Origin of the sequence: Mucilaginibacter sp. McL0603, from assembly GCF_049992945.1 — a bacterium.
GTDB lineage: Bacteria > Bacteroidota > Bacteroidia > Sphingobacteriales > Sphingobacteriaceae > Mucilaginibacter.
Map to the genome: position 1 here is coordinate 830,062 of NZ_CP188251.1, position 12,385 is coordinate 842,446.

A 12,385-nucleotide genomic window follows, 5' to 3' on the forward strand; every position below is an offset into this window, starting at 1 on the left:
TCTTTCTATAAATCTCAAATAAAATTATAGCATTTCAACTATATTCTTTTAGAAACCTTGTAAAACAATTTAAACCTTATAAGGTTTCTTAGGTTGACGCTTATATATGTATGGGAAGAAATGGCAAAGCAGATTTTAATAATTGAGGACGATGCAGATATTCTGCAAGTGTTGGAAACAGTGCTTCAATATAATGATTTTGCGGTTAAAGGGTTAAGCCGCACAGATGATATTTTGCAATCAATTAGTGATTATAAACCCGATCTGGTATTAACGGATTATTTACTGTCGGGAACTAACGGGGGGAAGATATGCCAGCTCATAAAAGGCAATAAAGACACCTGTCATATCCCGGTTATCCTGATCTCGGCTTATCCGGAGTTAGCGGCATCACTTGGTAATTTTGGGTTCGATGCTTTTATAACCAAACCATTTGACATCAATATGCTTGTGAAAAGGATTGATGCACTGGTCAATTAGCCTTAATTCTACGATCAATAATTAATATAATCTTCAGTAAAGCTTCCATCGTCGTACAGGTCGATCAAACCATATCCGGGCGCTGTTTCTCTTCTGTTGCCTTCCCACCACGCCCCGCTTACTGCACCATTGCATAAATACGTAACCTTGTTATATACCAGTTTCTCGCGCAGGTGAATATGTCCGCTTAAGCATAACTTAACATTTGGATGTTTGTAGAAGAGACTGATTATTTTGGCAGTATCTGTATGCATATCACCACCCAGCATCACCCATTTATTAACAATATCATCTTCTATCAAATTGGTAGCTGTAAGTATAGGGATGTGTGACATTACCAGCACCGGCACAGAAGGATGGGTATTTTTAAGTTCATTTTCGAGCCATGAAAATTGCTCATCGCCTAATTTGCCAATATACCAGGTGTTATCTATATCCAGGTGTACACTATCCAGGATAATAAACTTCCAGCCATTTTTTGTGAAGCTATAAAAAGGCTTATGTAGCCCTATCTTATCCATTGAATATTCTTTGCCATAAAGAGCCTGGTCTTTATCGTTTTCGTTCCACCAGATATCATGGTTGCCCAGGCAATAATTAACAGGTAAGCTACATTCAGATTTTATGACCGATTGAAATAATTGCCATTGATCATTAATAGTGCTGATATTCTCTTTATTCATGTCGAATACGATATCACCTCCGTTCAGGATCATATCTACCTTAGGTGATTGCTGTTGTACATGATGCAGGCACTTTGCAAACCTTGCAGGGGCATCAAACTTATTCTTAAGGTGAATATCCGTTAGATGTGCTATTCTTAAAACTGATCGTTTCTCTGTTGATAAATTGCCGAGAGACAAAGCAGGCGCTAACAAAATACCACCAATGTTTTTTAGAGCTGATCTTCTTTTCATGCGATTTGGGCAATAGTTCTGTTTGCAAATTTGCCTTTTATCTTTCGATTATATCTTAACCAAATATTAAATAATTGAGGGACCAGAATTGATAAGGTTGTTAGCTACCAGGGGAAAGCAGTATCGGTTAGGTTATAACGACGCAGCAGAAATCATTCTAAATAAAAAGAGGCTGTCTCAAAGTAAAAATTCAATTTGGCACACAGAACAAAATTTGGCGCGGATTTATCTTTGTGAACTTTGTGCAAAAACTTAGTGGTCTTAGTAGTTAATTTTACCACAGAGATCATTAAGAGAGGACACAAAGCACACAGAGCCAAATAATATTTTGCTCCACTCTTGTAAATTATACTTTTGAGACAGCCTCATATCTAAATCAACTAAACTGCAGAATCTCCACTCTGCATTATCTTCATTTTAAGAATCAAAACACATAGGTGCCGGTAGCGGCAGGGTTTAAAACAGAGGAAACCTGTTTATTATTCAATTTGATATTAAAGGTTTGTGTACTATCAGAATCATTAAATACGATCAGGACAGTTTTGCCTGTTGGAGTTAAAAAGGCAACGTTTGGCAATTCTTTGATATAATTTGATTCAATCCGATGCGAGCCTGGCCTAACAAACTTTGAAGCGTGCGCTACAATATAGTACGCTGGGTTCCTGGTCACAATATCACCATTTATGGTTATGGCTCCCAGGCATTCGGTGCATCCACCCGGGGTATGCGGTTCCTGTTTAGGATCGGCTGCCAAATTCCATTCAATTACATTCCGGCTCCAATTTCTTGGCGCACCAATGATCAGATCCCTTATATGAAAACGCATCTCTTTTTTCAAATCTCCCGGCGCACCAACCCACTCTTCTGTAAAATACAGGTTCTTGTCGGGGTGAGCATTATGAACTTCTGATAATGCCTCTATTTTGCCACCATATAAGTGAAATGCGGAGCCATCTACATATTGACTGGCCTTCGGATCATTAAGGATCGAGATGGGGTAGTCGGGCCTGTCAGCGTTGTGATCGTACAATATTATTTTTGTTTTGATCTTATCAGCTTTGAATTCCGGACCGAGATTGTTTTTAATGAAATCACCCTGTTCAGAAGCCTCCATTACCATACTCGGATTATTTTTAGGATTCAAAGGCTCATTCTGAATAGTTATAGCATCAATAGTTATACCATTAGCAGCCATCCCCTTTATGTACTTTATTAAATACTGCGAGTAGGTGTGGTAATATTCGGTCTTTAAATGTCCGCCGCCTGTGCTATCGTTGGTTTTCATCCATGCCGGCGGGCTCCATGGGGAAGCCAGTATTTTTATATGCGGGTTGATAGCCAGTATTTTTTTCAATACAGGTATCAATGCGTGTTTATCATTATTCAGGCTGAATTTTTTAAGTTCGGCGTCTGTTTCACCTGCTGGGAGATCGTCATAAGAAAACACATGGTCATCCAGATCGGATGAGCCTATGCTTATTCTTAAATAACTAACGCCAATATCATTTTTATCAGTGCCAAATAACTCTTTTAATAAAGCGGCTTGTTTATCGGCACTCATTTTATCAATAAGCTCAGCACTTCCTCCGGTTAAAGCATAGCCAAAGCCATCCATTTGCTGAAAGGACTTTGATTTGTCTATAGTAATTGTGGGAGCACTTTTAAGCGTATTCACTTGCTTGAGTCCCTGATTCTGTTGCTTGAATAATACACCATTATCAGGATCGGTAAGCCATAGTTGGGGTTGGGTTGACTGAGGCTTCTGACCATCAGCATTAAAGCATTGAAAACTCAATACAATTAATAACCCAATAATGAAGTACTTGCTGTTATGCATTTTGTATAATTATAGGCGTGTAAGTAATTTGAGAATATAAGCGAAGCTATGGTAAAAAAGCTGCCCGATTTAACCGGGCAGCTTTTTAATTTTTATTTATAACCCGGATTTTGTGTCAGATTTCCGTCTAACTGGATCTCGTTATAAGGAACCGGAAATATTAACTTATTTTGATCTACATTGTAATTTAATGGCTTGCCAAAAGGGTCAACCTGGCTATTCATTAAAGTGATGGTATATTGTTTACCATACCTCAAAAGGTCAAGCCAGCGGAAGCCTTCAAAAGCAAGCTCCATTCTGCGCTCAGTTAATATGGCCAATGCAACATCAGTTTGAGAGGTCACAGTTATAGCAGGCAGTTTAACCCTTGCCCTGATCTGGTTCACCAATGGAATTGCTTGTGCTGTTTGTCCTAATTGGTTCATGGCTTCGGCTTTTAACAATATAATATCAGCAAGGCGTAGCAATATAGTATTATCTGTACCACCGCCAAATTGCGAAATATTGGTTTTCCATTTATACAGGAAAGGAACTGTAGGTGAAGCGTTTGTGTATGGAGGCGGAATTGGATCTCCGGCTACCGTTCCATCTGCCGCAATTGTTCCTGTAAAAACTGATGCAGCTAAACGGATATTGTCGTTTTGCGATTTAAACAGGTTAATAAGGTCATTAGTTGGAACGTTAAACTTTAAAAAAGAATAGGTACCAAACTGAGCAGGCAAATATAACGAGGTGTTGTAAGTAGTAAAGCCACTTGCAGATGAGTGTTGTATCTCAAATATAGACTCAGAAGTGTTTTTAGTCCCATCAAACAAGGTTGCATAGTTTGGCACCAATGCATATTGACCATTGTTGGTCACTTTATTGCAATAGTCCAGGCATTGCTGATATTTGCCTTCCTGGGCATATACTTTCGCTAACAAAGCCTGTACAGCCCCTTGTGTGGCATGACCTACATTGGGAAATGAAACAGGTAGTACAGCCTCTGCCTCAAGCAGATCCTTTTCTATTTGTGCATATACTGCGCTTGCTGCTGTCCTTGTTGGTTTAACAGGTGTATTTATGGTTGATAAAATCAATGGAACATCTCCGTAAGTAGTAACCAACTGAAAATAGGATAATGCTCTTATAAATTTAACTTCCCCCAGAATTTGCTGTTGCCTGTTATTTGCAAATTGTGTTGCCGGAATTTTAGGCACGTAATCTAATACTATGTTTGAAGCATAGATATCCTGGAATAACCCCGCCCAGTCGCGGGTTACATTTCCATTAAGTGATGTTAAGGTAAAGCCATCTATACCAATGTTATCCGGGTTGTTTCCACCGGCATAACAATTATCTGCACGTGCGTCACCATTGGTTGTGTAATCCCAAACCCAGTATTGGTCGTTCAAAAAAGCTTGCTGATAAGCACCTACCAAGCCACCTTCTGCATCGCTTGCAGTTTTATAATAATTACCTGCCGTACCCTGGGATATAGGCTGTTTATTTAAAAAGTCTTTGTTACAGGCTGACATTATTAGCACTGAGACACATAATGCAGTTGTTAATATTTTATGATAGTTGTTCATTTTCGTAAAATTTAGGATAGTTTAAAATGTAACATTCAAACCTGCTGTATAAGTTTTTGTCTGAGGATATGTACCATAATCGATACCAATAGCTGTTGAGCTTGGCGTACCGAGCGTGCCACCGCTTTGTGAGCTTCCGCTGAACGCATTAACTTCAGGATAATAGCCTTTGTAATTGGTTATGGTAAACAGGTTTTGAGCTGTTGCAAACACGCGGATCTTTATGCCTTCCTTTTCAAGGGTGCTATTTTTGATCATATAGCTTAATGATAAAGATTTCAACCTTACAAAAGCGCCACTTTCAATAAAGCGCGAAGATGGCAAAATAGTTGAAACACCTGCACTATTTGTGCCCGTAATATTTGCAGCAGGAACATCTGTAATATCACCTGGCTTTCTCCAGCGGTTTAATACAGCAGTACTTGCATTACCTGTTAAATACATCCCTTCGGTTTCCACTCTTGTAGCATCAAATACCTTATTGCCTGCTACTGCATCAAACAAAAAGTCTAAACTGAAATTTTTATAGGTAACCGTATTCGCAAAGCCGTAAACTGCTTTTGGCAAACCGCTGCCGAGATAAGTCTGATCAGCTGTTGTTGGTGCCGCAGTGGTACCTCCGTTTGCTGTTTTATACAATGCATTACCGTTAGCAGGATCTACACCGGCAAACTGATAACCATAAAACGCGCCTAAAGGAAGGCCATTTTTCACAATTGCCAGGTTGGTTGCGTTTCCGTTACCACCAAATGCAATTCCGCCAAAAGGGAATGTCTGGTCAACTAAATTTCCATTAGAATCTAATATTTGCGGGATACCACTTACATTGTTTGAATTGAATGAAGCATTGAATGTAGCGGTCCAGCTCCAGTCTGATTGGGCTATTATTTTAGCGGTCAATGAGAACTCAATACCCTTGTTTGTTATATGACCAGGTAAATTCTCGTTCTCAACATTTGCGGCACCACCTTCGGCTGTTGAAATAGTCACAGGAAAGATAAAATTGGTGGTTTTCTTGTCGTAGTAATCAGTGCTTAACGTTAATCTATCATTCAAAACAGATATGTCAAAGCCAATGTTTATGCCCTTGGTACTTTCCCATTTTAAATTAGGATTACCTGCCGGATTGGTGGGATTATAGCCTGATGCACTGTTGCCGCCAAATAAATAAGCCGCCGGGTTTAATGTGCTGTAGCTGTTATACAATGTTTGTGGCAAGTTACCTACTTCGCCGTAACCAGCTCTTAATTTAAGATCACTGATGGTGTTGTTATTTTTCAGAAAATCTTCCCTGGAAATGCGCCATGCACCGGATACTGCAGGGAAATAGCCCCACTGGTTATTGATGCCGGCCCTTGATGAACCATCAGCCCTTAATGATGCTGTTAACAGATATTTATCATTATAAGCATAATTAACACGACCAAAATATGAACTGGTTGTCCAGTCAGTTTTATAAGTAGAAATTGATTTATTGGCGCTTGCCGCGTTTAAGGTGGTTACACCAGCAGGGAAGCCTGTTCCATACAAATAGCTATCAGTATACTTTTCTTCAATTGCTGATGTACCTATTACCGCGGTGATGCTGTGCACTTTATTGATGGTAGTATTATACGTTAAAGTGTTATCCCAGGTATAACGGAATGTTTCATTATTCTCACTGCTGCCTACACCATTTACCTGGCTGGCTCCCTGGTTAAGCGTTGGGTCGATAAATAAATCTGTATTAAAATTGTTCAACGAAATACCCAGTTGCGAACGAAATTTGATATTATATGGCAGGGTAATTTCAACATGTGCATTTCCTAATAAATTGTTTCTTATGTAATGGTTTTCATTACTATAAATATCATCCAGCGGGTTGGTAGTATTATCAGAATTGGACTGATACATGCCATTTGCGTTGAATATGGGAACAATTGGAGGGGTGGATAAAGCTGCCAGCACAGTACCACCATGATTGGCCGAACTATTGTCATTTACAGTACGCCCATCCTGCCTGTTATACGAAATGTCAGTTCCGAAGGATAGCCAGGTCTTCATTTTTTGTTCAAGGCTCAAATGGGTAGAATAACGCTTAAAGTTTGTTCCGTTTATGATACCATCCTGGTTTAAGTCGCCTAATCCAAAATAGAAAGTACCTTTATCTGTACCACCGGATAAGCCGACATTTATACCGCTTTGGTTAGCAGTGCGGTAGGTTAGATCCTGCCAGTTATTGTTGGCAGTAAAGTTGGCAGGGTATGCCGGTACTGTCTGGCCTCCATTTGTAAACTCGTCAGTCATCAGGTCTTTATACTGTTGGGCATCCAGCAAATCTAATTTTTTAACTATTTGCTGTTTGCCGGTGTACATGTTTACTTCAACCTTCGTTTGTCCTTTAACACCCTTTTTGGTAGTAATTAATACAACACCATTTGTAGCGCCTAACGAACCGTAAATCCCGGCAGCTGATGCATCTTTCAGCACGCTGATAGATTCAATGTTATTAGGGTCAAGGCTTTGCGTATTGGGCACAACAACACCATCGATAACATAAATAGGTTCAGAACCATTGGGTGATGATGCACCGCGTATACGGACACTAAAATTGTTGCCTCCCGGCGCACCTGATGCATTAAACACCTGCACGCCCGCTGCCTTGCCATCCAGTACTTCTGCAGTATTAACAATTGGCCTGGAGCTTACATCTTTAGTGCTTACGGTGGCAATGGCTGATGTGATATCCTTTTTCTTTTGGGTACCATAACCTACTACAACTATCTCATTCAGCTGCTTGTTTGAGGCAACGAGTACTAAATTGATCTCTGTACGGTTGTTAACCGGCTGCTCCTGGCTATCATAGCCAATGAATGAAAATACTAATGTTCCGGTTGGCGAAACTTTTATGGTATACTTCCCATTTACGTCTGTTGTAACAGCGTTGGTGGTCCCTTTTTCCATAATGGTCACTCCGGGTAGGGTGCCCTGGTCATCTTTTACAATACCGGTAACGGAGCTTGTTTGCGCGCGGGCAAAGGCACAACTCGTTAACAAGATGACTACAAATAAAGTCAGTTTTCTTTTCATAGAATTTTGCTTGTGATTAAAAATTGGTTCAATGCCAATGATGGCATTTGATTAATGAGACAAAGTTAGACGCATTAAATGTGAAAAATGCAAAAATATTGAGATATTTTTCTAGCTAAATAACTGATATTTAATTAGTTATACACTAATCTGATACGGTTTAGTACCTGAATAGATACGACTATAATCGATTGATTATTAATAAGGAAGAATGAGAAAGTGATGAATTTTTAACAAATTGTGATACGGATAAATACCCTTGTTTAGAAATTGATAATTAATGAGTTATGGATTGTAATTAATAAGTAAAACTTACTTACTCCTCATGATTTTCCAGTACCAGGTTGCTCCAGCCCTCGTGATTTTCAACTTTTGGGCCTCTTTTACGGACTACCAGGAGTTTCTTTATGCGGTTGCTGTATGCCCAGCAGGTACTTTGGCGTATAGCCAATATCTCAGACAGTTTGTGCGATGATATTTTTCCGTTGGTTGAGTAAACCAAAAATATCATATAAAAGGCTTTTGTTATAGGGATACGTGTGTTATGAAATATGGTATAAGCCGTAACAGATTCCTCATAGCTGCATTTGCTGCATCTTTTGCTATAAGGCATATGCCCGCTAAATGAATGCGTATGATGGCATTTGTGGCATTTATAATTAGTGCTCCATTTCAAGTCTGCCAAAAACTTGTAGCAGCTGTCGGGATCAGGGTAAATCTTGCTGAACTCTTCAAAATCCACAGTAGCCGACATGATCCTATCGCGTGACACCTTTTCAAAACCGGTTTGCAACTCCTGGTTATCCCTTTCCAGTAACAAGTTCATTCTGAATATGTCTTCTGCCTGATGCTGCAAAATTTCATTGGCCCGGTTCAGCTCTTCATTTTGTTTTTCGATGATCAATGCCTTCTCCAATACCTCATGCGTTCTTTCGCGTACCTGTTCTTCCAGTTTGATATTGATCGATGCTTCCAGCTTTTGCTTGTCTCTTAGCTGTTCAATAATTTCGCGCTGCGCTTTATCTTTCTCTCTTTTTAACAGGCGAACCTTATCCCCTATTGCCAGGGCAAGGAATATCATTTCTAAAATAAAGCAGAGACTAAGGCTATAGTAGCTAATAATTCCAATACTGAACCAGCCAAAATAAGCCAGCATCTTTAGCGTAAAGCCGGCAAAAAGAAACCCATAGCCCAATACAAAAAACCGGGCGGGCCTGTAACCGTTAATTAAAATATAGATACCAGTAAAAAATGCGATGCATAGTGGTATGAACTCTAAAAGTTTATAATTAAACCATTGCCTGTTTACGAAGAAGCAGACGAGGAAAAATCCTACCCTGGCTATTATGACCGCATTGATCAATTTGTATAGAATGGGGGCATTTTTCTTTACAAATAACAGCTTGCGGGTAAACAATAAGGCGAATACGCTTATGCAGCAGAGAGCAAAACCGTAGGCATACTCATTCCAGGCGGGCGAATTTGGCCACAAATACTCATAACCTATACCATCGGTACAAAGCTCATAAAATCCAACACTGAGGTTATATAATACATAATATAAATGCTGCCTTTGCCTGAAAGCTACAAACATGAGCAGGTTATAGAAGGCGAAAACCAATATCATCCCATAAAACACACCGAAAAGCAAATACTCGCTCAAAGCGTATTCAATGAACCAATTAACAGATCGTAAAACAATAATAACATCTGCCGTTTGGTGTGATTTTATCCTGAAATAGTAGGTATAGGTACAGGGCTGATAGATATTCAGGTTAATACCGAAGTTTTTATGGTGAATTTGCCGCTTGTCAAATTTATACAAGGCGCCAAATTTTTCAATTTTATATTGTCCATTGCCTGATGGGATGTAAGCAGTTATGTCATCAATGGTTTGATCAAAGAATTCAAGCATCCAGTTTTTTTGAGTGTTTAGCGGATGCTTTATACTGATCTTATACCAATATACCGATGACTGATTATAATTTTGTGGAGTGCTTGACCAACTTTCCTTAAAGCGGGAAGATATCTGTGGGGATAAAACCTGGTCAAATTGAAGAATACCTTTAGGGTCTTCCAGGCATTCAATTTCTTTGTATGAAAAAATGTGCTGATTAACCTGATCATCAATTATGACCTGTTTTTGTGCATAAACGGCTTGTGCTGATAATAAGCAGGTTAGTAATACGAAGCTTGCAGGCAATTGCTTTGCAAATTTTTTGATTGCTTTTTGAGCGTTTAAGAATGGTAGATATAACACCATAGTCCTCTTTTAATATTATCCCGGTCAATCCAGGCGTACAGAAATAAGGGCCAAATATTAACTTTTCCCGGTTAATGATCTGTACGCCAAGAGTAAAATTATAGTATATAGTAAGAATACAATTTATCTATACGAATTGTTATGGGAGGAGAAGAACAATTCTTATAATAATATTTATAAGGCGTTTTTATTTTATTTAGAATACAGTTGGAGGAAGAGGAACTATTTGCTTTTATTGTGTTAAATGATTGATTTTAAAAGCATTAAAAGTAATTGTCATAACAGCTTTTGAGATAATATCTGATCATCTTTACTGTGAAAAAAATAATTGGAGCTTAAATATTATAAGCAGAAAGGCCCTCAACGGGCCCTACTGCTAATTTTGGATGGTTAATGTGTTAGTTAATAATTTGGATTTTGTTTGACAGTGCCATGTGTGTAATCGATCTGGCTTTGGGGAATGGGATATAACTCGTTTTTTCCGGCTGTGAAATGTGCGCTTTTAAGCAACAAAGCCGGAAAATTGGGAACAGCAATTTCATGCGCCAGGTAAGAGTTTAAAGCATCAGCCATAAAACCTTTGGGCATCGGTCCACCATAAAGCCCATCCCAGCGTTGTAAGTCGAAGAAACGATGGCCTTCCTGTCCAAATTCGAGCCTGCGTTCAAATTGTACTGCTTTGCGGGCATATGCCTGCCCACCAACAGCAAATCCGCTTGGCGGATTACTGCCTGCCGCTCCATATAGTCCTACTACATAATGAGCCGCAGGTGTATTGGTAAATCCTCCTGTGGAATTAGCGGGATCTTTATAAGTTTTAACCCAATTAGCTGGTAGTGCAGCACGGGCTCTTACACGGTTAACGTAATCCTCTGCTTTTTGCAAGCTGCCTATCTCTACTTCAACCTCTGCTGCCCATAGCAACACATCTGCAAAGCGGATGGCATTATAACTATTGGCAGTTGATTGGTTTGCTGCCCATCCTGCAAAGGTGTCAGATGTAGTTGCCTGTGCAGCCTTATAGTAAACACTTTTAATTGGTGCATAAGGACCACCATCTGCCTGATCCCGACACCACGCCTGGCCGGGCATAATTCCCCAGTCAAGATAAGGAATGCCCCTTCTGCCTACTGACCAATCTAACCTGGAATCTATATTTGCGGTTGTCGGTGTAAATGGCTGATCAGAAGTAATATTTTGATCGTTTTTAAGATCAGAGTCATTATAAGTGTCAAGCAGTGGCAATCCATTCGCGTCTGTTTTAAAGGCATTTACAAAACTGAATGATGGCTGAAAGAAACCGCAGCAATTTGCCGGGCCGCCAGAAGAAAAATTTAAAATATCTCCTGAATTACCATTTGCACCATTAGATCCATCGTGAACAGAGGTCTGGATAACAAACACGCCTTCTGCCCCATTCTTGGTGGATGGATTGAAGTTGTCGCCATAGGATCCCAAAGCATACTTGGCACCGCTTGAATTTACGCCATTAGCGATCAGGTCCTCTAATAATGGTTTTGCCTGGGCATATTTATGCTCATACATATAAGCTTTTGCAAGGAAGGCCTCTGCCGCATATTTGTTTGCACGACCTACCTGTGGCTGCGTAACAGGCAGATTGGTCATCGCAAAAATAAGGTCTGCTTCAATCTTGTCCCAAACGGGGCCTGGATTTCCCACATTATAATTACCATTTGCATAATTAACAGTTTCATCAATATAAGGCACATTTCTCCACAGTTTTGACAGTTCGCTTTCGTAAAAACCCCGCAGAAAACGGCACTCCGCTGTAACTTCAAGTGCATAAGCGGTGCTTATTGAACCATCCTTTACTAAGGGCAATTCACGCAATACATCGTTGGTGCGTTGGATGGCCCCAAAATTCATTGCCCATTTTGGGTCAAGGTACCCATTGGTAGCGGTTGTTGTGTAGCTTTCTATAGCAGCGGCATCAGGCTGATCACCGGGAGTTGAGCCTTTATGGGCATCATCCGCAGCCACACTGCCATAAATCCAGTTATCAGTACCTGTGGCCCAGGTAGAACCTGCCTGACCGGCCCATGTACCATCCAGCAGCGAGTAGGCTCCGATAAGCAAACCATCAACACCCGCCTTATTAGCCAAATCTTCTGTGGCCAGTGAGTTTGGCGGCGCTTTATCAAGCCATTTTTTACAAGCAAAGGATGACGCCAGCATCAGCAGGCCTAAAACGAAAATTAATTTAATATGTAAACTTTTCATAACACTG

7 protein-coding genes are annotated in these 12,385 nt (G+C 40.0%); 1 reads left to right on the top strand and 6 read right to left on the bottom strand.

The annotated features are described in order from the left end of the window. Window positions 1-120 precede the first annotated feature (120 nt). Window positions 121-480, top strand: coding sequence for a response regulator (locus tag ACPPVU_RS03995; RefSeq protein WP_426670405.1), 360 nt, complete (start codon window positions 121-123; stop codon window positions 478-480). A 14-nt stretch (window positions 481-494) separates the two neighbouring features. Here ACPPVU_RS03995 and ACPPVU_RS04000 read toward each other — a convergent pair whose 3' ends face one another. The 6 genes from ACPPVU_RS04000 to ACPPVU_RS04025 form a co-directional block, all read right to left on the bottom strand. Next, a complete protein-coding gene (locus ACPPVU_RS04000; protein WP_426670406.1) occupies window positions 495-1,397 on the bottom strand; it encodes a metallophosphoesterase family protein in 903 nt (300 codons plus the stop codon). A 424-nt stretch (window positions 1,398-1,821) separates the two neighbouring features. After that, complete coding sequence (locus ACPPVU_RS04005; protein WP_426670407.1) at window positions 1,822-3,234, bottom strand: glycoside hydrolase family 30 protein; 1,413 nt, start codon at window positions 3,232-3,234, stop codon at window positions 1,822-1,824. Window positions 3,235-3,326: 92 nt separating this feature from the next. Next, complete coding sequence (locus ACPPVU_RS04010) at window positions 3,327-4,751, bottom strand: RagB/SusD family nutrient uptake outer membrane protein (RefSeq protein ID WP_426670408.1); 1,425 nt, start codon at window positions 4,749-4,751, stop codon at window positions 3,327-3,329. 75 nt (window positions 4,752-4,826) lie between these two features. Next, a complete protein-coding gene (locus ACPPVU_RS04015; protein ID WP_426670409.1) occupies window positions 4,827-7,874 on the bottom strand; it encodes a SusC/RagA family TonB-linked outer membrane protein in 3,048 nt (1,015 codons plus the stop codon). A 316-nt stretch (window positions 7,875-8,190) separates the two neighbouring features. Further along, window positions 8,191-10,137, bottom strand: coding sequence for a 7TM diverse intracellular signaling domain-containing protein (locus ACPPVU_RS04020; RefSeq protein ID WP_426670410.1), 1,947 nt, complete (start codon window positions 10,135-10,137; stop codon window positions 8,191-8,193). Between the two features lie 402 nt (window positions 10,138-10,539). Continuing rightward, window positions 10,540-12,378, bottom strand: coding sequence for a RagB/SusD family nutrient uptake outer membrane protein (locus tag ACPPVU_RS04025; protein WP_426670411.1), 1,839 nt, complete (start codon window positions 12,376-12,378; stop codon window positions 10,540-10,542). Window positions 12,379-12,385: the final 7 nt, after the last annotated feature.